Origin of the sequence: Mesorhizobium sp. M1227, assembly GCF_040318315.1 — a bacterium.
Taxonomy (GTDB): domain Bacteria; phylum Pseudomonadota; class Alphaproteobacteria; order Rhizobiales; family Rhizobiaceae; genus Mesorhizobium.
In genome coordinates, this window is sequence record NZ_JAMYLZ010000022.1 from 71,867 (window position 1) to 92,009 (window position 20,143).

Annotated in this window: 20 protein-coding genes; 15 read left to right on the top strand and 5 right to left on the bottom strand. The window is 63.2% G+C overall.

What is annotated here, in order from left to right; translation table 11 throughout:
* Positions 1-21 precede the first annotated feature (21 nt).
* Both NKH28_RS22700 and NKH28_RS22705 read left to right on the top strand, forming a co-directional pair.
* The gene (locus NKH28_RS22700; protein ID WP_352449702.1) at positions 22-615 is read left to right on the top strand and encodes a HupE/UreJ family protein; all 594 of its coding nucleotides are present in this window, start codon (positions 22-24) and stop codon (positions 613-615) included.
* A gap of 224 nt (positions 616-839) precedes the next feature.
* Complete coding sequence (locus tag NKH28_RS22705; protein WP_352980495.1) at positions 840-1,076, top strand: thiamine pyrophosphate-dependent enzyme; 237 nt, start codon at positions 840-842, stop codon at positions 1,074-1,076.
* Positions 1,077-1,564: 488 nt separating this feature from the next.
* Here NKH28_RS22705 and NKH28_RS22710 read toward each other — a convergent pair whose 3' ends face one another.
* On the bottom strand, positions 1,565-2,854 hold the full coding sequence (locus tag NKH28_RS22710) for a D-tagatose-bisphosphate aldolase, class II, non-catalytic subunit (RefSeq protein ID WP_352819276.1): 1,290 nt from the start codon (positions 2,852-2,854) through the stop codon (positions 1,565-1,567).
* A gap of 8 nt (positions 2,855-2,862) precedes the next feature.
* Complete coding sequence (locus NKH28_RS22715) at positions 2,863-3,813, bottom strand: sugar kinase (RefSeq protein WP_352980485.1); 951 nt, start codon at positions 3,811-3,813, stop codon at positions 2,863-2,865.
* A gap of 264 nt (positions 3,814-4,077) precedes the next feature.
* Between NKH28_RS22715 and NKH28_RS22720 the strand changes: the two genes are divergently transcribed.
* Positions 4,078-5,100, top strand: coding sequence for a LacI family DNA-binding transcriptional regulator (locus tag NKH28_RS22720; protein WP_352587529.1), 1,023 nt, complete (start codon positions 4,078-4,080; stop codon positions 5,098-5,100).
* On the opposite strand, the gene NKH28_RS22725 is transcribed toward NKH28_RS22720, so the two are convergent.
* From NKH28_RS22725 to NKH28_RS22735, 3 genes are all read right to left on the bottom strand, one after another.
* Entirely contained in the window at positions 5,088-6,074 is a 987-nt protein-coding gene (locus NKH28_RS22725; protein ID WP_352980486.1) for an alpha/beta hydrolase, read from the bottom strand. The genes NKH28_RS22720 and NKH28_RS22725 overlap by 13 nt on opposite strands.
* Positions 6,075-6,092: 18 nt before the next feature.
* The gene (locus NKH28_RS22730) at positions 6,093-7,241 is read right to left on the bottom strand and encodes a Gfo/Idh/MocA family protein (protein ID WP_352819272.1); all 1,149 of its coding nucleotides are present in this window, start codon (positions 7,239-7,241) and stop codon (positions 6,093-6,095) included.
* A 253-nt stretch (positions 7,242-7,494) separates the two neighbouring features.
* Entirely contained in the window at positions 7,495-8,256 is a 762-nt protein-coding gene (locus NKH28_RS22735; protein ID WP_352501408.1) for a DeoR/GlpR family DNA-binding transcription regulator, read from the bottom strand.
* Between the two features lie 162 nt (positions 8,257-8,418).
* On the opposite strand from NKH28_RS22735, the gene NKH28_RS22740 reads away from it, so the two are divergent.
* From NKH28_RS22740 to NKH28_RS22795, 12 genes are all read left to right on the top strand, one after another.
* Complete coding sequence (locus NKH28_RS22740) at positions 8,419-9,219, top strand: beta/alpha barrel domain-containing protein (RefSeq protein ID WP_352501446.1); 801 nt, start codon at positions 8,419-8,421, stop codon at positions 9,217-9,219.
* Between the two features lie 3 nt (positions 9,220-9,222).
* Entirely contained in the window at positions 9,223-10,173 is a 951-nt protein-coding gene (locus tag NKH28_RS22745) for a PfkB family carbohydrate kinase (RefSeq protein WP_352980487.1), read from the top strand.
* Positions 10,174-10,263: 90 nt separating this feature from the next.
* A complete protein-coding gene (locus NKH28_RS22750) occupies positions 10,264-11,409 on the top strand; it encodes an ABC transporter ATP-binding protein (protein ID WP_352980488.1) in 1,146 nt (381 codons plus the stop codon).
* Positions 11,410-11,529: 120 nt separating this feature from the next.
* Positions 11,530-12,777, top strand: coding sequence for an ABC transporter substrate-binding protein (locus NKH28_RS22755; RefSeq protein WP_352980489.1), 1,248 nt, complete (start codon positions 11,530-11,532; stop codon positions 12,775-12,777).
* A gap of 138 nt (positions 12,778-12,915) precedes the next feature.
* Positions 12,916-13,812 (top strand): carbohydrate ABC transporter permease, encoded by an 897-nt coding sequence (locus tag NKH28_RS22760; RefSeq protein ID WP_352501412.1) that lies wholly within the window; start codon positions 12,916-12,918, stop codon positions 13,810-13,812.
* A gap of 5 nt (positions 13,813-13,817) precedes the next feature.
* A complete protein-coding gene (locus NKH28_RS22765) occupies positions 13,818-14,660 on the top strand; it encodes a carbohydrate ABC transporter permease (RefSeq protein ID WP_192254565.1) in 843 nt (280 codons plus the stop codon).
* Between the two features lie 186 nt (positions 14,661-14,846).
* Entirely contained in the window at positions 14,847-15,668 is an 822-nt protein-coding gene (locus tag NKH28_RS22770; RefSeq protein WP_352542659.1) for a sugar phosphate isomerase/epimerase family protein, read from the top strand.
* A gap of 4 nt (positions 15,669-15,672) precedes the next feature.
* Complete coding sequence (locus NKH28_RS22775; protein WP_352542660.1) at positions 15,673-16,749, top strand: Gfo/Idh/MocA family protein; 1,077 nt, start codon at positions 15,673-15,675, stop codon at positions 16,747-16,749.
* Positions 16,749-17,567, top strand: coding sequence for a sugar phosphate isomerase/epimerase family protein (locus NKH28_RS22780; protein ID WP_352542661.1), 819 nt, complete (start codon positions 16,749-16,751; stop codon positions 17,565-17,567). Before NKH28_RS22775 ends, NKH28_RS22780 begins: the two co-directional genes overlap by 1 nt.
* Positions 17,567-18,400, top strand: coding sequence for an alpha/beta fold hydrolase (locus NKH28_RS22785; protein ID WP_352542662.1), 834 nt, complete (start codon positions 17,567-17,569; stop codon positions 18,398-18,400). The genes NKH28_RS22780 and NKH28_RS22785 overlap by 1 nt, the downstream gene beginning before the upstream one ends.
* Positions 18,397-19,119 carry a ribulose-phosphate 3-epimerase gene (locus NKH28_RS22790; protein WP_352542663.1) on the top strand — a complete coding sequence of 241 codons (723 nt, stop codon included), beginning with the start codon at positions 18,397-18,399 and terminating at the stop codon, positions 19,117-19,119. Before NKH28_RS22785 ends, NKH28_RS22790 begins: the two co-directional genes overlap by 4 nt.
* The gene (locus NKH28_RS22795) at positions 19,119-20,138 is read left to right on the top strand and encodes an ROK family protein (protein WP_352542664.1); all 1,020 of its coding nucleotides are present in this window, start codon (positions 19,119-19,121) and stop codon (positions 20,136-20,138) included. The genes NKH28_RS22790 and NKH28_RS22795 overlap by 1 nt, the downstream gene beginning before the upstream one ends.
* Positions 20,139-20,143 lie beyond the last annotated feature (5 nt).

Genomic DNA, 20,143 nt, shown 5'->3' on the forward strand with positions numbered 1-20,143 from the left:
CTATCAAACAGGTCCAGAACCATGAACAGAACGCTTTCATTCTTCGGTAGACTCGCCCTGGCAGCCGCCACAACCCTCATCCCCTCATTGGCCTTCGCCCATAGCGGCGGTTTTCATGCCCACGGGTTTGTAGACGGCCTTCAGCACCCGCTGACCGGTATGGACCACCTGCTTGCCATGATGGCTGTAGGCATCATTGCCGCTCGCGCCGGCGGCAAGGGGATCATCATCGTGCCATCGTGCTTTGTCTCGGCGATGCTCGCTGGCGCCCTGCTCGGTATCGCCGGCATCGGCCTGCCCTCACTGGAAACCGGCATAACGCTGTCGCTGGTGGTCTTCGGCGCGATGATGGCGCTTGCCAAGCCGCTTCCGCTCGCTGTGGCCGCCTCGCTGACTGCTCTCTTCGCCCTCTTCCACGGCAATGCCCATGGCCTCGAAATTCCCGAGACGGCCAGCGGCATCGCTTATGCGGTCGGCTTCGTGGTCGCAACTTCGGCTCTTCACGCGACCGGCGCGTTAGCCGCCCTGACACTTCGGCGCTGGCCGCGAGCCATCCGCACGGCAGGCGTCGGCACGTCGTTGGTCGGCGTGGCGCTGGCGGCACAGATCATCTGAACCGCAGCCCATTCATCTGCGATGAACAGGAGGCGAAGGCGTGATCAACCGGCTAACCGTTGGGCAGCGCATTCGAAACGTGCTGTACCAGATCCTGAAGACCCGGTCTGAGCGACCCTGATCTCATCCGGAGATTGAGGCTAGCAGCTTGCCGTAAGCCGCGCGCGCGTACGGAGCCGTCCGCCGTGGGTCGCGACTAACTTCCTAGCTGCAGCCGGACCGTCTTGCCTGACGTAGCCGGCCTGTTCCCAGCTACGCCAAATGATCGCCGTCGTGAACTCCGTGCCGGCGAGCGTGACTTGGTCGTCGCCGCTGCTGGCGGCCTCCCGGGCGAGGTCATGAAGAACTGGCGTGTCAAAGCGCCGAACACATTCGATCGCGAATTCGGCTTCTCACGCATGGGCTACGAGATCGCCGCAGGGTGGGGTGCGGCGATGGCCGATGTAGCATCCAGACAGTAATTCGAGGTCGATTGCGTAGGGGACTATGCGCGGCTTTCTATTCCGAACACCGTGCCGGCGTCGTTCAAGCACTTGATAAACGATCCTGACACTCCACCGGCGGTTGGCAACACATCTGCGGCCTCCACAGGCCCACCATAAGTCAATAAAATCAAACGCTATGGACGGCGGTTCGCCAGCCTTGACTTGGCTAACCAAGTGCAACAATTCCTCTAAATCATTGAAAGACAACGATAATGGTGGGCCCGGAGGATGTGCTAGGAACGTCGATTTGATTGGGTTTTTCGTGGGCCAAAATCAGAAGTATTCCCGTATCGTTCCGTATGGTTCCGCGATGCTCTCACCGTCGAATTGGCTGTGCCCTGCTTATATTAGTCCAACAGCAGCCCAACTTCGAAGGTCCGGCATAGGCTCCGCGTGTGTCGGCTGAGCGCACATCTTAGATCACGCGCGTCCTCCGGGCGCGGCTCGACCCTGCAACGGCGAATCTAGGACGATCCGCGCTGCTGTAACGTCGCACGCCCATAGGAATCGAGGACACGGGTGATGCTGCCAATCAGCAGGTCATGCGCGACGGGCTCGATCCGACCTGCCGCAACCTCGGCATCGAGTTGCCCCAGATACTGGCTGATCAAAGGGCGGGGAATGTCCCTGTCGCCCAGAAAATCCAGCAGCGTCTGTGTCGCGTGCTGTGCGTCGGGCGTCGGCCAGTAGTAACGGATGCGGTCGCTGAAGGAGAAGTGCCGCTGCACGCGCTGCTCGTCCGGCGTACCCGGATAGTATTTCTGCCAATTGTCCGGCGAGGCCAGCATGACGCGCTCCATCGCCGCCGGTAGGCTTTCGCGGGACGGGTCTGGCGCAAGCACGTCGGCGATGTGGCTCAGCCCGTACAACGCCTCGCGCAGCGCGAAGGTGAGCCAGGGTCCAACCTTGAGGATGGCGAAGCCGTCGCGCACCAGAGCCCCAAGCGCCTCGTTTGGCTGGTAGTCGGTCGAATGCGCCTCGAAGACGAATTGCGGCATGCGCCCGAGCACGGCGACCAGCTGCGTCGCCTTCCGCGGCGCGTAGGCGATGATCTCGGCATTACCGAATTCGACGCCCGGCTGGACGACGACGCCGACCGCACGCGCAAAGGCAGCATCGAGGCCGGCGCGCGAAAATGCCTGTCGGTGGATCTCGACGGTGCGCAGGGCGTCATCGGGTTCGGTGACATGCATATGGTCGAGCGCTTCGAGCGCGCCGCCCGGCACCGGAACTTCGGTGCCGATGATGTAGACCGGTTTCTCGCCGCCAATGCGTTCGACCGCCACCTCGGCGACGGCCGCAAGCGCCGCGGCGCGTGCAGCGATGGTCTCGTCGGCAAGCGCGGCTGGATCGTCGGCGCAAGCCATGCTGGTGTCGAGATGCAGCTTGGTGAAGCCGGCGCCGGCATAGGCGTCGATCATCGCCTTCGCCTTCGTCATCGCCTCGGCGGAAGGAAGATGCTTCCACGGATTGGGACCGAGATGGTCGCCGCCGAGGATCAGGCGATCGAGCGGAAAGCCGGCCCTTTGCGCATGGCCCTCGACGAAGCTGCGGAAGCCGGCGGGCGTCATGCCGGTGTAGCCGCCTTCGTGATTGACCTGGTTGCAGGTCGCCTCGATCAGCACATCGGAACCGCGCGACGCGCCGTGGCGGAGCGCGGCCTCGATCACCAGCGGATGCGCCGAACAGATCGAGGCGATGCCGCCTTTCTCACCCGCGGCGCGCTTCACCGCGATGCTGGCAAATCTCTGCATCGCGGCCCTCACGGCCGGCCCCTCCCGGCGGTGGTTGCGAAAGCCTCAACCTCGGCCAGCGGAAAGATACCTTCCATTGGCCCCTTGCGAGTAACGGCTAGCGCGCCACACGCATTGGCGATCATGAGCGCCTGGGCGGGTGCCGCACCACGAAGCCAGAATGAGACGAAGGCAGCGCCGAAACAGTCACCGGCGCCGGTCGGATCGACCTCGTTGATGGCAAAGCCCGGCAAGGCCACCGTGCCGTGACGGTCGTGGAAGGCGGCGCCGTCGGTGCCCTTCTTGAGGACGACGCAGGAAACGCCGCGCTGCAGGAGGTCGTCGACCGCGCCCTTTTCGTCGCCGGCCGACGAAAACAGGAACAGTTCGTTGCCGCTCGGCAGGAAGACATCGGTTTGCTTGAGCACTTGGTCGAGCGCTTCGCGCATGCCGGAGGCCTGCATGATCTCGCGGCGAATGTTGGGGTCGAAGGACACCGTCCCGCCCTTGGCCTTCACCGTTTGGATCGCCGACAACGCGACATCGGTGGCGCGGTCGGAGAACAGTGACGAGCCCATGATATGGACATGGTCGGCGCCGGCCAGCATGCTTGTCGCAGCGGCATCGATCCCGACCAGGCCGGCGGCGCTGTTGCGGATGTTGAAGACAAAGTGCCGGCTGCCATCCGCCCGGTAGGTGACGAAGGCGGTGCCCGTCGCGTGGCCCTTGTGAACCGCGATCGCCGACACGTCAGCTCCCAGGGTCCGCAGCCGCTCGATGTTCAACTGGCCGAAATCGTCCTCGCCGACCGCGCCGATCAGGCCGGCGGGTTGGCCGAGCGCTGCGGCCTGGCCGATGAAGATGGCGGGCGCGCCGGACGGATAAGGCCCCAGCAGCGGGCCCGGTTCGAGAAAGCTCTGGCCGATACGCTCGGCCATGATCTCGACGAGGATCTCGCCGGCTGAGACCAGCTTCTTCATCGCGGAATTCCTCCCGGCGTCTCGCTCCAGTCCGACTGCGGACTTCAGTCGCGCACAATTGTGCCTGGCGGCAACCGACATCCAGAGTCAATACGGCTTGCACTTTTTGCGCCAATTAATAAATTTACGCGTGGAATAATTTTGTTATACGCGTTAAAACAGCTACAGTTTTCTGTAAAATTTTGCCTTGCGGTTGCACGCCGGCGCACCGTAAGTAGGTGCCGGACAGCACAAGGAACGAGGTTTCCGGAAGGCGGGGAATCGCTGGCGATGAAGCACAAGACGATGGAGGATTTCGCCCGCTCCTGTGGCGTCTCCAGGCCGACCTTGTCGAAATATTTCGACGATCCGACCAGCGTCAAGCCGGCGACGCGAAAGCGCATCGAGGAAGCGCTGCGCTCGTCCGACTACCAGCCCAATTTGTTCGCGCGCAACCTCAACCGCAAGCGTACCCGCAGCATCGGCATCATGGTGCCGACGGTGGCCGATCCCTTCTATTCGGAGATGGTCAGCCGCATAGAACTCAGGCTGCGCGACGAGGGCTACTGGCCGATCGTGATCTCCTCGCACGGCTCGCGCGAACTCGAAGTGGAGGCAACGCGAACGATCCTGTCGCTGAAAGTCTCCGGCGCGCTGATCGCACCGCTCGGCGTGCGCTCGGACCACCGCACGCTGGAAAAGCTGACGCAGGCGATCCCGGTCGTCTATTTCGACACCTATCTCGAAGGCGGGACGCCGTTCGTCGGCAACAACAACGCACAGAGCGTCTCGACCATCGTCGATTATCTTTGCCGGTCCGGCGGCGCCCCGGTCTATTTCGACATCCCGCATGTCAACCACAACTCGCCGGAACGGCTGGAGAGCTATGTCGCCTCGATGAAGCGGCTCGGGCATGAGCCGGTCGTCATCGGCAACACCGAGGACTACACTTGGGATTTCGAACGGATCGGCTACGAGCAGACGGAAACGATGCTCGACAATGGCGGCCTGGCGGGAAAGACCATCCTGTGCAACAACGACCGCTTGGCCTTTGGCGTGATGGCCGCCGCCTATGCGCGCGGACTCAAGATCGGCCGCAAGGGCGATTGCGACCTGCGGGTAGCCGCCCATGACGATCATCCACTCAGCCGCTACACCTGCCCCGGTCTCACCACCATGGCGCAGGACTTCGCCTCGATGGCCGGGCGCAGCGTCGAGATGCTGCTGGCGGTGCTTGAGGAGGACGACACGGCGGTCGCACCCAAAGTCAGTCTCGATGCGACGCTGGTGATGCGTCAGTCGGCCTGATCTTTCCCAAAAGCCGAATCGAAGCCGCGCCATGCGGCGACCGCAGCGCCAACGGCCTGTCGCGCTGCCGTGCCATGGCGGCCCATGGAAACAAAACCATGGATCTGGCCTGGCCAACGCCGCAGCACGACCGGCACACCGTCATCTTGCAGACGCCCGGCGTAGGCCTCGCCTTCATCAGCGAGGATGTCGTGACCCGCGATGGCGACGAAGGCTGGCGCCGCGCCCGCGAGGCTTTCCGCCCTGAGTGGCGAGGCGCGCCAGTCGTCGATGTCGGCGGCATAGCGGACATAGTGATCGCGAAACCAGGCCATGGTCGAGGCGGTCAGGCCAAAACCTTCGGCGAAACGGCGATAGCTGTCCGCCGTCTGCGCGGCATCAGTGTTGGGATAGAACAGCAGCTGCGCGGTCAACGGAATAGGATCGCCCCGCGCGAGAAGACTAAGCACCGTGGCGAGATTGCCGCCGGCGCTGTCGCCGGCAACGGCAATGCGCAGAGCGTCGATGCCGAGATCGCCAGGTGCCTCTTGTATGAAGGAGAGCACGGCGCGGCAATCCTCGACCGCGGCCGGGAATTTGTGCTCCGGCGCCAGCCGGTAGGCGGGCGAAACGACGACGCAAGCCGCCATATTGGCGAACCAGCGGCAGATCTCGTCATGGGAATCGAGATTGCCGATCACCCAGCCGCCGCCATGCAGGTAAAGCAGCGCCGGGGCAGTTGCATCAGGCGCGTCCTGCCCGCGATAGATCCTGAGCGTCAGCGAACCGCCGGGTCCAAGGATGGCGCGCTCAGTGACCGAAGCCACCGGCTCGCGCTCACCCTGCTGGTCCGGAAGGCCTTCTTCGTAGGCACGGCGTGCCTGTTGCGGTGTACCGGTCTCGAATGGCAAGGCGTCGGCCTGCCGGCCGAGCTCGAGCACATGCCGGGCTTCCGGGTCGAGTGGGGACAGGGACGGCGCTGAAGGCGATGTCATCATGGATCTCCCTCCCCATCAGGCAAGCAGACCTGCCGCCTCGTCCTCGCCGAGCAGCGGCGGCTGGTCGACGGTCCCATTGACGGCAATTGAGCCGCGGCTTTCGCCCGAAGCCAGGATCGCCTCCATGATCTCCAGAACATGCAGCGCCAGATCGCCGGAGGCGCGGGGCTTGCGCCCATCGGCCAGCGCCCGCGCAAGATCGGCGACGCCTAGCATGCGGTAGTTGGCGCGGTCGGGTGCGACATAGGGCCAGTTGCGCGCACCGTAGAGTTCGGCCTCGCTGGCGAAATCGGCCCAGTCGTCGCCGCGCGCCGAGAGCGAAACTGTGCCGCCGAATGTGTCGGGATCGGGCAATCGCAGCGAGCCTTCGGTGCCGTGCAGTTCGATCGGATGGTTGGAGTGCTTGAACACGTCCCAGGACGCGCCGAAGGTGACGGTGGCGCCAGAGCGGAACTCCAGCAGGGACAGGATGGTGGTCGGCGTGCCGACCTTAAAGCTGGTGTTCTTGTAAGGACCTTCGGCTGATATCAGACGTTCCTCCTGACCGCGCGTCGCCATCGCCATGACGCGCTCGACCGGGCCGAGCAGGTTGACCAGCATCGTCAGGTAGTAAGGGCCCATGTCGAAGACCGGGCCGCCGCCTGGCTGATAGTAGAATTGCGGATTGGGATGCCAGTGCTCCATGCCGCGCCCCATCATGAAGGCGGTGCCGGTCACAGCGCGGCCGATCGCACCCTCATCCATCAGCCGGCGCGCCCGCCGGCCGGCAGCGCCGAGGAAGGTGTCGGGAGCCGAGCCGAGCTGCAACCGGCGCGCCCTCGCCTCCTCGACCAGCCGGCGGCCGTCGGCGGCCGATGTCGCCAAAGGCTTTTCGGTAAAGACGTGCTTTCCCGCCGAAAGCGCCGAAAGCGAAATGTCGAAATGCGCCGCCGGTATCGTCAAATTGAGAACAAGATCGATGTCCGGGTCGGCCAGCAGCGCGTCGACGCCGAGTGCGCGGATGCCATGCTCCCTGGCGCGCAGCGCAGCCATATCGGCCGAAATGTCGGCGCAGGCGCTGAGCTCTACCCCGCCGAACAGAGCCGCATTGCGCAAATAGGTCATCGAGATGTTGCCGCATCCGATGACGCCGACGCCGAGCTTTGTCTTTGATTTTCTGTGCATTTCAGATCGTACCTCTAACGCGGTCATGGCCTGGCTACGGCAAGGTTCATAGTCGAAAGCCGCTATATAACATTTTAAATCTTGACGCGCGTAAAATTTTTATAGAGCATGTGAAAACGCTGGCGCAGCATTGGAGGCCGCCAGCCTTGAGGAGGAGAACATGACTGACATGAAAAACGGCCAACGGCCGATGCGAATCCCGTGAGTCATGCGCGCACTGGATCTTTCCGTCGCGGTAGGAACCGAGACGGGTTCAGGCATAGATCACCTTGGCCCTGATCCTATCAAGCTGGCTGCGTATTGGACCGGGCAGGCCATCGTCGGTGATCACCACATCGACGGCCGACAGCGAAAATGCCTTGGAGGTCCCGCTGACGCCCCATTTGCTCGAATCGGCGAGGAGGACAACGCGCCGGGCCATGCGAACGAGGTTTCGCTTCGTTCGCGCCATGTCTTCGTTCACGTCGACCACATCCAGTGACGAGTCTATCGCATGCGCTCCAACAAAGACCTGATGCGCCACCAAGCCGCCGAGAGCCGTATCGGCATCGGTGATCAGTGTGCTCACCGTGTCGGGATAGACCCGGCCGCCGATCATATGAACGTCGAGCCCGGGACGATGCATAAGGTGCTGCACGATATTCATGGCCGTGGCCGCGACCACGACATTGCTGAGCGGCGGTAACTGCATGGCAAGCTGCATCAATGTCGAGCCGCCGTCGAAGATGACCGATTGGTTGTCCTCGAAGAGGTCTACCGCCGCCCGCGCGATGCGCTTCTTTGCGTCGAGGTTCGCTTGCATCCGCCGGGCGAACGCGGCCGTAGTCGAATCGGTGGTACGGGTCACCGCCCCTCCACGGGTCTTGGTCAGTAGTCCCTTTCGGTCCAGTATCTCGAGGTCGGAGCGCACCGTGACTTCCGACACGCCAAACCCGTCTGACAGGTCCTTCGTGCGAACCTGTCCGCTGCGTTGCACCTCACCCAGGATCGATTGGCGTCTCTGCTCCGACAACATTGCCCTGCCCTTGCCTCCCTACGCCAAGCAACCGCTCTGGCCTCGGCTCACCTTAGCAAAAATACGCAAATTCGAAAGCTTTCGAAAGATTGTTTTTCTTATTTCTTTCGGAAACACTGGGTCCAGGATTTTGAAATCAAACGATTGGGGAATTTTGCACTCATGAGCCTAGGAACCAAGGTGCGTCTTGCGCGCCTCTTCTCGCATCCATCGGGGAACCTTTTTGGCGGCGCCGTCGACCACTTCGTCGGCTATGGTGACGTGCGCAAAGGCGGCCTTGCCGACCTGCCGGGTGCGCTTGCACGCGTCATGGCGGGCAGACCCGATTACGTCAGCATCCAGCCTGGCACCGCGCGCCATCTGTGGCCGCAATATGCGGGCAAGGCTTCTCTGGTGATTCAGGCGGGCTGCTTCACTCCGGACGATCGCATCAGCGAGTTGATCGCAACGCCCGAGGATGCGGTGCGCGCCGGGGCCGATGCGTTGGCCGTGGCCATTCCGGTGCGCGGCGCGACCGAGGGCAAATACATACGCTGGCTCACCGATTCGGTAAACGCGGCGGCGCGCTACGGCATGCCTGTGGTGGCGCATATCTACCCACGCGATTTCACCGACGGAGCAAGAATCGTCTTCACCCCCGACGAGATCGCCTATGCGGCGCGCATCGGCTACGAGTCCGGCGTCGACGTGATCAAGATCGGCTACACGGGCGATTTCGAGTCGTTCCGAGAGACCGTCCGGACCTGCCCGGTGCCGGTTGTGATCGCGGGTGGTCCGAAAACCGATACGCTGCTCGGCGCGCTTAAGCAGACGGCGGACGCCATCCGTGCCGGCGCACGCGGTGCCGTGGTAGGCCGCAATCTTTGGGGGCATGGCGATCCGGAGAAGGCTGCGCTTGCCTTTCGGGGCGTCATCCATGACGGCCTTTCGGCGCAAGACGCCCTGGCAAAGGCGGGTGCCTGAACGATGCCCACCTTCCCTTCAATCCTCGGCTTCGGCGCTATTGCGATCGACGACATCGTCTATGTCGATCAGCCGTTGTCGGCGGGCAAGGGGAAGGTTCTGCATAGTGCCCGGTCTTTCGGGGGAAATGTCGCGACGGCGCTAGCCGCCGTCGCACGGCTCGGCGGAAGCGCCGGGTTCGTCGGATGGCTGGGCAGCGCCGCTGACGACGCCGTGCTGCGCGATCTCGTTGCGAGCGGTGTTGAAACCGAATTCGCGCCGCGCCACCCGGACGCGCGCCCGGTGCGCTCGCACATTACCGTCGGCTCGGACGGGGAACGGTTCATCGCGTATGACGACGACGCGATGCTGGGCACCGCGTCGGACTTCCCGGAGGAGGTCCTCAGCCGCGCGACTGTCCTGATCGTCGATAGCTACGCGATCCGGTCGCTGGATGTCGTGGCTCGCGCTCGCGATCTCGGTCTTGCCATCCTCGGCGATATCGAATGGAGCTGCGGCCCGGCCACGGAGCGGCTGATCGCGCTCTGCGACCATCTCATTCTTCCCCTCGGCTTTGCACGGACTGCCACAGGGCGCCGATCGCCCGCCGAGATGCTCGATGCATTGTGGTCGCCGTCGCGGTCCGCCGTGGTTCTGACCGATGGCGGCAGGGGCGTGTACTATCGCGGGCGTGAAGAGACAGGTCTCTGGCATCTGCCCCCGCACCGGGTGATGGTCGTCGACTCGACCGGCGCGGGTGACTGCTTTCATGGCGCCTACGCGCATGCCTTGATGCGCGGAGCCGACACCGCAGGCCGGGTGGCATTCGCGGCCGCGGCGGCGGCCCTCTCGATAACGGGGCGTGGCGGGCGCGAGGCGCTTCCGACCGACGACCAGGTCACGGAACTCCTGGCATCGACGAACGCGCCGTCAGCAGTCGAACTGAAAAATGCGTACGTCGATACTGGAACATAGGCTGAAACTATCCGAGGAGACATTTCGCAGGTGAACATAAGCCGAGGAAAATTATAAGAATCATTGGCTTATACTTGTGGAGGGAGGAAGATGGCAGAAGTCATTCTAGAGAATATCTGCAAAACTTACGGGAACAATTTTCGCGCAATCGACCAATTGAACCTATCGGTCGAGGACGGCGAGTTCTTGATTCTCGTCGGGCCGTCCGGCTGCGGCAAATCCACCGCGTTGCGAATGATCGCGGGATTGGAGGACATCACCAGCGGCAGCCTTCGGATCGGCGGAGTCGACGTCGTCGACATGCCGCCCAAGGACCGCGACATCGCGATGGTCTTCCAGAGCTACGCGCTCTACCCGCATATGACGGTGTTCGAAAACATCGCCTTTTCGATGCGGCTGGCAGGCAAGCCGAAGGCCGAGCGCAAGAAGCGCGTGGACGAGATCGCCAAAACCCTTCAACTGACGTCTTTGCTGGACAGCAAACCCGCGAACCTGTCAGGCGGACAGCGCCAACGGGTTGCCATGGGCCGCGCCATGGTGCGCGAGCCGGCCGCCTTTCTCATGGACGAACCCCTTTCCAACCTGGATGCTAAACTGCGTGTTCAAATGCGCGCCGAAATCACCAGCCTGCAAAAGCAGCTCGGCGTAACGACCATATACGTGACCCACGACCAAATCGAAGCGATGACGATGGGCGACAGGGTCGCGGTGTTGAAGGGCGGCGTGCTGCAGCAGGTCGACACACCCAAGAGACTGTACGAGTCGCCGGTGAATGCCTTCGTCGCCGGCTTCATCGGTTCTCCGTCGATGAACCTTTTCGAAGCGACCCTAAAGGGCGGCGAGCTCGGTTTTCGCGACTTCGCCATCCGATTGCAGGATGCAGCTTTCGTCGGCAGGCCCGCTCTGAGGTCCTATGAGGGGCGCAAGATCGTGTTCGGCATACGGCCCGAGGATCTTTATGACAGCGGCCTCGAATCCGGCCGCAATTATCAGACGATACCCGCAAAGGTGACTTCGATCGAAGAGCTCGGCTCTGAACATATCGTCCACCTGAACATCGACGCGGTCCGGGTGGACTCCGGCGATCCGGACGCAGCGGAGGATTTTGGCCTGGCATCGAACGCGGTGGCGAGATTCGAACCGGCCAGCGCCATCCACTCCGACTCGGAAATCCGGTTGGCCGTGGATGAGGCCAAGTTCCACTTCTTCGATCCTGAGACGCATCTAGCGATCTGAAGATCTGCAGCAGACCGCAGGCGAGAGGGAGGCGCCTGCGAAAGATACTCGCAAGAAGGCTTCTGAATAAACCAGACGATCGTCCGCATTGTGCGGTCGATCTTGTAGAAGGAGGAGAACATGATGTTTCGGATGCAATCCGCGATGCTGAAAATAGCCGCGGCCGCATGGTTGCTTGGCGCAACCAGCGCCATGGCGGACACGACGCTGGAATTCACCCAATGGTGGGAGCCTGAATTGCCGGCTGGCTCGCTCAGGGCAATCATGGATGACTTCGAGGCCGCAAACCCCGGAATCAAGGTGACATTGGTCAGCGGCCCCTACGCGACCACGCGAGACCAGATCTCGGTGGGTGCCGCAACCGGAACGCTCAGCGACGTCGTCGGTCTCGACGGCGCCTGGGTGAACAATCTGAATGCGCAGAACGCACTCGCCGACATGAATCCGATGATGGATGCGAGTGGTTTCGACAAGAGCCAGGTCGCGGACATCATCAAGGTGGACGGCAAGGCGGTGATGTTTCCCGTGGCCTCCTTCGTTTATCCGGTCTTCGTGAATTTGGACCTCGCCGCCCAGGCAGGCGTGACCAAGCTGCCGTCGACCCGCGCGGAGTTTCTCGAAGCCGCCAAGAAGATGACGCACGCCGAAAAGAACCAGTATGGCTGGGTGTTGCCCCTGTCGCTGCAAACGCCATCCGGCGTCCAGAACGACATGATGTCTTGGGTTTGGGCTTCGGGTCAGTCGATGATGGCGAACGGCAAGCCCGCTCTCGAGGGCAAGCCGGTGGTGGATATGCTCACCTTCGTCAAATCACTCAACGACGCCGGCACCATCTCGCCCGGCATCGCCACCAAGACCGAGCAGGAAAAGGTCGAGGAATTCGTCAACGACCGCGTCGGGATGATGATCGACTCGCTCGCGCATGTGAACCTCATCCGCAAACGCAACCCCAAGCTGAACTTCGACCTCATCCCGGTCCCGGTCGTAGAAAACTACACCGGCAAGCGCGGCCTTCCCTATGCCTCTTGGGGCATCGGCATCTCTGCTGCCTCGAAACATCAGGAGGAAGCCTGGAAACTCGTCCAATATCTGATGAGTGAAAAGGTGAACGCCAAGCTCGTGTCGCTTGCAAACGCCTTCCCGGGCAACGTCAAAGCCAAACCCGATTTCGTGACCTCGGACAAAGCTTTCGGCAAGGCTTTCGAAATCTTCAAGACCGGTTATCTCGCCAATGAGTTCACGGGCCTGCCGGTGGCTGAAGACCTGATGACCCAGTTCGACGTTCAAGCCCAGAAGATGCTCGCCGGCGAGCAGTCTCCGGAACAAGCTGCAGCCACCGCTCAGAAGGGCTGGATGGCGAAATTCTGATCGGCCTGTTCCCGTTTGCTATGTTCGACCGGGTGGCCTGACTCGGGCAGGCCACCCGGCAACAACGGATCGGCAATTTGAGATGGACCTGTTTCCGAAGCTTACCTTCTCGCTGAAGGCGTATCCCAAGGTTGGCACATGACCCGGCAAAAGCGCTCCCATCACAAGCTGAAACGAGCGGTCGCACCCTACCTCTATCTGTCGCCCTCGCTGCTCATAATCGGGCTTCTGATGCTGCTGCCGATGGTGACGGTGATTGCCTACTCGTTCCAGAACAGCGCGGTGCTGCGTCGTGACCCGTCCTTTGCCGGACTGAAACACTACCAGGCGATCTTCGACGACCCCGTGTTCTGGGCTTCGCTGTGGCACACGCTCTACTTCACATGCATGAGTGTCATTTTCCACATGACCATCGGCATGGCCTTCGCGCTCATGCTGAACAGCGAGCGCATCAATCCGACGCTGCGCAATATCCTGCGCGTGCTCTACATACTGCCCTGGCTGTTCACCGCAGTGATTATCGCCGTGATCTGGCGCCTCCTGCTTGAGCCGAACGGTGTCGTGAATAGCATTCTCATGCAAATCGGCATCATCGGTTCTAAGGTCGAATGGTTTTCCTCGCCCGAGACCGCGCTGCACGCCGTCACCTTCGCCAACATCTGGGCGGGCTATCCGCTTTTCATGGTCAGCCTCCTCGCAGGCCTGCAGGGCATTCCCAAGGATTTCTACGAGGCCGCCGATATCGACGGGGCGAAGGCCTACCAGAAACTGATCTTCATCACGATCCCGCAGCTGATGCCGATCATCATCAGCATCTCACTGCTGGATTTCATCTGGACCATGCAGGTCTTTCCATTGATCTGGATAACGACGGGCGGCGGTCCGATTTACTCGACCGAGGTCCTCAGCACCTACACGTACAAGCTGGCGTTTTCGAGCTACAATCTGTCGCAGGCGTCTGCGAGCGCCGTGGTCATCCTGCTGATCTCCCTCGGCCTGACGCTGTTCTACATCCGCTATCAAAAGGCTCGGTAGTCACCATGAGGAAAAGGCACACGCCGAAAGACCGGCTGATCACCGTCGCGCTGCATGTCGCGCTTGCCGCAGGGCTCTTTTTCGCGGCCTTCCCGATCTACTGGATGCTGAGCAGCTCGTTCAAGTCGAATACCGAAATCTTTGCCCTGCCACCAACCGTCCTGCCGAAGGCCTTCACGCTGGAAGCGTATGCGGCCATCCTTGGCGACCCGGTAAAGCTGCGCTTCTTCTTCAACAGCTACTTCGTGGCCGGAGCGGTGACCGTGCTGACGGTGCTGATCGCCTTGCTGGCGGCCTATGGCTTCAGCCGTTTCAATTTCCGCGGCAAGGGCAGCCTCAACACACTCATCATCAGCACGCAGACGATCCCGCCGATCACGCTTTTGATCCCCTTCTTCGGGCTTGTCGTCTCGTATGGCATCTTCGACACCTACGTTGCACTGATCCTGACTTACCTGGTGTTTACGCTGCCCTACGCGATCCTGCTGATGACGGGATATCTGAACACCTTGCCCCGCGATCTCGATGAAGCGGTGGCTGTCGACGGCGGCAGCAGCTGGACCGCACTCTGGCGGGTGATCGTCCCGATTTCACTGCCTGGTATCGTGGCGACGTCGGTCTACACCTTCCTGTTGTGCTGGAACGAATTTCTGTTTGCGCTGACGCTGACGAAGTCAACGTCCATGCGCACCGTCCCGATCGGCATCCAGCTGTTGATGGGGCAGCACGCCTTCGAATGGAACCAGATGATGGCGATGAGCGTGCTCGGCTCGCTACCGCTCTTGCTCATCTACCTCGTTGCCCAGAGGTTCTTCCTCGCCGGCATGACCGCGGGCTCGGTCAAGTAGGATGTCCCCCCCGGAGAACTGATGGAGTAGGCCGCGCATCGAAATCGATGGATTGGACATTCTCTGCTGGCAGGCGATATCGCCGCGGCCTCAAGCGTCGTCACAGCGCCGCTGATCGTGCTGGAGCCGTTCTTCCAGCGCCACATCATCGAAGGGCCTTCGCAGGTGGAATCAAGGAATGAAAGGATGAACGTGAAAGACCTCAAAGTCGGCTGCCAGACCTTCACCTGGGAAATGCTCGGAGACCGTTTTGCCGGCGGCCCCGACGACCTGCTCAAAGCGATCGCCGATGGCGGCTATGCCGGCATCGAGATCACCGACACGATGATCGGCCGCTATGCCGGCAAGCCGGCGGAGTTCGCTGCGGCGCTGAAGACATCCGGCCTGACGCTGGTCTCCTTCGCCTTCGGTTCGGACAGCGGCTTCACACTCAAGGAGAAGATCGGCGCCGACCTCGAGACCGCCAAGCGCTGGATCGATTTCGCCGCCGCCTTTCCGGGCGCGCTGGTCTCCATGGGCTCGGCCACCGTCGTGTCGGACGGTCCGCGCGACGACAAGTTCGCCATTGCGGCCGAGGTCTACAACAAGGCTGGTGAACTCGGCCGCAAGGTCGGCGTCCAGGTCGCGGTGCATCCGAGCTCGCACCACAACACGCTGCTCTACGACCGCGCCGATTACGACCGCATCTTCGGGCTGCTCGATGCCTCGCTGGTCGGCTGGGTGCCGGACACGGGCCATATTTTGCGCGGCCACAAGGACATGGCCGACACGCTCACCACCTATCGCGATCGCATCCGCTACGTGCACCTGAAGGATGTCGATGCGAGCGGCACCTGGGCGATGCTCGGCAAGGGCGTCTGCGACACGGCGAAAGTGATAGAGATCACTAGCGCGGCGCCCAACTTCAACGGCTGGCTGGTGCTGGAGGAGGAATCCGAAACCGCCGCCGCCGATCCGGCCGGCGCGGTCAAGACCAACCGCCAGACCATGCGCGGCTACGGAGCCTGAGGCGATGATCCGCAAGAAAGACCGTCGCCTTCGTGTCGGTGTGCTCGGCTGCGGGCCGATCGCGCAATTCGCGCATCTGGAATCCTGCGTGAAGGCGAGCAATGCCGATCTCTACGCGATCTGCGACGCAGCACCCGATCTGCTCGCGCGTATGGGCGCGACCTACGAGCCGCAGAAGATGTATGGCGACTATGACGCGATGCTCGCCGACCCTGCGCTGGAAGCGGTGATCGTCGCCACCTCGGACGCCTATCACGTGCCGATGTCGATCAAGGCGCTCGAGGCGGGCAAGCACGTTCTCTGCGAAAAGCCGATCGGCGTCTCGGTCGAGGAAGGCCATAAGCTTGCCGATGCGGTCAGGCGTTCCGGCAAGGTGCTGCAGGTCGGGCATATGAAGCGCTTCGATCCGGCGCTCGAGGCAGCGCGTGACTTCGTGCGCGACGAGATGGGCGAGATCCTGGCGCTGAAGGCCTGGTACTGTGACTCAACCCATCGCTACACCAACACCGACGCGATCCAACCTCTGCCCATCACCAGCAAGCTGGCGAGGAAGCCGGCCGGCAATCCGAAGGCCGATCTCAGGCAATATTTCATGCTGGCGCATGGCTCGCACCTCGTCGATACGGCGCGCTTCCTGTGCGGCGAGATCACCGCCGTGCGCGCCCGCCTCAACGAGAAATTCGGCGCCTATTGCTGGTTCGTCGAGACCGAGTTCGCCAATGGCGCGCTCGGCCATCTCGACCTCACCGTCGCCGTGCGCATGGACTGGCACGAAGGTTTCCAGCTCTATGGCGAGAACGGCTCGGTGATCGCGAAGACCTTCAATCCCTGGTACTTCCGGGCGAGTGAAGTCGACATTTTTCACGAGAAGGACGCCACCTCGCGAAAGCCGCTCGGCGCTGACGGCCATTTCTTCCGCCGCCAGCTCGAAAGCCTCGCTGAGACGGTGCTCGACGGCAAGCCGATGCGCGGCGCCAATGTCGACGACGGGCTCGCCTCGATCCGCGCCATGGTGGCGATCGCGCGCTCGGTCGAGAGCGGCGAACGCGTCGAGATCGCCAGCGTGACGGGAGCGGTCTGATGCAGATCGGGGTGTTCGCCAAGACCTTCCCGGGCAGCGAGCCGGCCGGCGTGCTGGCCGCAGTGCGCAACGCGGGATTTGCCGTCACCCAGTTCAACCTTGCCTGTGCCGGCCTTCCGTCGATGCCGGATGCGGTGCCGGATGACGCCATCAGCACTATTGCGGCTGCGTCCGGTGCCTCCGGCGTCGCTTTGGCGGCGCTGTCCGGCACCTACAACATGGCGCATCCGGACCAGGCAGTGCGCGACGACGGCCTGCGACGTCTTGGCGCGGTCATCGAGGCAGCGGCAGCGCTTTCGGTTCCACTCGTCACCCTGTGCACGGGAACGCGCAACGCCGACGACCAGTGGGCGCATGACCCTGGCAATGCCGATCCCTCGGCCTGGGCCGATATGGCAAGCGAGATGGAAAAGGCACTTGCTCTGGCCGAGCGTCACGGTGTCGACCTCGGCATCGAACCCGAACAGGCCAACATCGTCACTTCGGCATTGGACGCGGTGCGCCTTATCGCAGAGATGGGCTCGAAACGGCTGCGTGTCGTGCTCGATCCGGCAAACCTGTTCGAAAGAGTGAATGCCGAGGAGGCGCGCGCCATCGTTGCCGCAGCGGTCGAACGCACGGCAGGCCACGTCGCCATGGCCCACGCCAAGGACCGTTTCGCCGACGGCCGCTTCGCCACCGCCGGCCGCGGCGTCGTCGACTTTGCCGATTTCGTCGCCCGGCTCAAAGTATCAGGCTTTGACGGGCCGCTGGTCACGCATGGGCTTTCGGCCGATGAAGCGCCAAGCGTTGCCCGGTTCCTGAAGGGGCTGGTCTGATGGCGCGCCCGACCACCTTGTTTCGCGACGATGCCACGCTGCGGATTTCCGATGAGGGCGACGGGCTTGCCGTCGTCTTCCAGCACGGGCTGGGCGGCGGCGAGGCACAGGTCGCGCAGGCTTTCCCCATCGACGCCGGCTGCCGGCGCATCACGTTGGAATGCCGCGGACACGGTGACTCCGATCTGGGCAGCCGCCGACCGTTTTCAATGGCGATGTTTGCGGACGATGTTCTGGCCGCCGCCGATCAGGCCGGCCTCGACCGTTTCGTCGCTGGCGGCGTGTCCATGGGCGCCGGGATTACGTTACACCTTGCCTGCCGTTGTCCGGACCGCGTCGTCGGCCTGATGCTTGTGCGGCCGGCCTGGACGTTCGAACGCGCGCCAGTGAACCTGCAGCCGATCGCCGACGTCGCCGGCCTCATCCTCGATCATGGCCCCGACAAGGCCAGGACGATCTTCTCGCGGTCTGAAGTCGCCGCGCGCCTCCAGAGCGAGGCACCAGACAATCTCGCCTCGCTGTTCGGTTATTTCGACCGACCGGATGCAGCATTGTTTGCGCAAGTCCTGGCCGATATCGCTGCCGATGGGCCTGAGGTCTCGGCAAGCGACGCCGCCACCCTTGGCATTCCAGTGCTGGTCATCGGCAATACTGTGGATGCAGTGCATCCACTATCGGCCGCGCATACACTTGCGGATGCCATCCCCGGCGCGGCCTTTGTGGAAATCGCTGCCAAGGCGCTCGACGGCAAAAGGCATTTCGCCGAGCTGCAGGCCGAGATCACCACTTTCCTTCACGCCCACTTCAACATCCGGAGCCTTGTTGCGTCATGACGAGCAAATCCCTGTCCGGCCGTGCTGCCATCGCTGCCTTGCCGCGCAACCGGCTGCTCGGCGAGTTTTCCCTGTGGTCGGCCGACCTGGCCAACATGGAGCGCGACCTGAAGCGCATAGACTTTTACGTCGACCTGCATCACATCGACGTCGCCGACGCCCGCTTCACCCCCGGCTTCCTGTTCTTTCCGGATCTGGTGGCACGAATCGCCAAGCTGACGACCAGGCCGATCCATGTTCATCTGATGGTCGAGGCCGAAATCGTCGAGGAGCAGACGCGGCAGTTCATCGAGGCCGGCGCCGACCTGATCAGCGTGCATGCCGAGAATGGTGAAGCGGGGCTTCGCGCCGTGCGGCTGGCGCATGAGCTTGGCGCCGAAGCCGGCGTGGTGCTCAGGCTGGAAACGCCTGTCAGCGTCGTCACGCCTTTCCTGCCTGAAGTGGCGTTCGTGACGCTGCTCGGCACCTCCATCGGCGTCAAAGGGCAGAGCCTGTCCGATCAGGCCTGCCCGCGCCTGATCGAGGCACGCGCGCTGATGCGGAAGGCCGGCCGTGAGGCCGACATCGTGCTTGCCGCCGATGGCGGCATCCGCCACGAGACAGTGCCGCTGCTGCGCGCCGCCGGCGCCGAGACGGTTGTGCTGGGCTCGCTTGCCTTCGGCGATCCCGACCTTGCGCAGCGCATGGCCTGGCTGCACGGACTGAAGGTCGCCGCCTGATGAGCACGCTTGCGCTTGCCTTCGATCTCGGCGGCACGGAGCTGCGCGGCGCGCTCGTCGAACGCAGCGGTGATGTCATCGCCCGGGTTTCGGCACCGACGATGGCAGGCGCGGGATCGGAGGCGGTGATCGGCCAGATCATCGCGCTGGCAGGCACCCTGCTGGCGGAGCATCCGCGGGCAAAGGTGGTCGGCATCGGCATGTGCGCGCCGGGGCCGCTCGATCCCAAGGCGGGCATCGTCATCGGGCCGCCGACCCTGGCCGGCTGGCACAATGTGCCGCTGATCGACATCCTCAGCCGGCAGTTCGGCCTGCCGGTGCGGCTGGAGAACGACGCCAATGCGGCGGCCCTCGGCGAATGGCGCTTCGGCGCCGGCCGCGGCACCGGATCGCTGGTATTCGTGACCGTGTCGACCGGCATTGGCGGCGGCGTCATCGCCGACGGCCACATCTATCACGGCAGGCGCGGGCTGGCGGCCGAGATCGGCCACATGACCATCACCGGCGAAGGCGACCGCTGCTTCTGCGGCGCCGTCGGCTGCTTCGAGGCGGTCGCCTCCGGTACGGCGCTCGGACGCCGGGCGACACGGCTGACCGCGCCGGGCGACGGCTCGCTGCTCCGGCGGCTGTCCAACAATGGCGACGTCTCGGCGCGACACGTCGTCGAGGCCGCGCGGGCGGGTGATGTGGCGGCTCGCCCACTGGTCGAGGCCGAGGCGCGGTGGCTGGGCATCGGCTTCACCAACCTCCTGCATCTCTACTCGCCCGACCTGATCGTCATGGGCGGCGGCCTTTCCAACGGCTTCGACCTCCTGGCACCGACCATCAGGGCGACCGTCGAGCACCGCGCCATGCAAGCCTATCGCGACGTGCCGATCGTTCCGGCCGAACTTGGCGACCGGGCGGGCCTAGTCGGCGCGGCGAGCCTGATCCTATGGGAGGGCGAGCCCGGCACGGCGCTGGCGATGGTGCAGAACGAGGAGACGACAACCGGCGCCAGGGAGGCAAGCCAAGGCTGAGCTCA